This is a genomic window from Kluyvera intermedia, from assembly GCF_021440345.1.
Lineage (GTDB): Bacteria > Pseudomonadota > Gammaproteobacteria > Enterobacterales > Enterobacteriaceae > Kluyvera > Kluyvera intermedia_A.
Genome location: NZ_JAKCNS010000166.1, coordinates 1 through 362 on the forward strand (window position 1 = coordinate 1; position 362 = coordinate 362).

General features: G+C 49.7%; 1 pseudogene. It reads left to right on the forward strand.

Annotation, left to right across the window (positions count from 1 at the left end):
* Positions 1-231: 231 nt before the first annotated feature.
* Positions 232-362: pseudogene (locus tag LZ634_RS22510) on the forward strand (sigma-54 factor interaction domain-containing protein); the annotation flags it as partial.

Below are 362 nucleotides of genomic sequence, written 5' to 3' on the forward strand. Positions count from 1 at the left end.
GTTATTTAAGTCAGTTATAAAGAGATAAGCGAAATCTGTGCCAGCTTTCAAAAAATTAAATAACCATATTTATCATTGAGTTAATTTAAATCCGGGTGGTTGAAATCTGTTGCAGATGCAACACCCGGACGACCAAAACTGCCGCAATGGCAACAAAGCGCCCGCGTCCCCCTCTGGCAAATCACGACGGCAAAAGATACCGTCCTTAAAGAAATCAGCTGGAGACTCACGATGCTCAACGCAGAACTTACCGTAACCGGCCCGTCGCTGGTCGACCCCGCCTCACAGGCCTTTCAGAAGATACTGGTTCGCCTTGCGCCTACCGACGCGACGGTGCTTATCATCGGCGAAACCGGCACCGG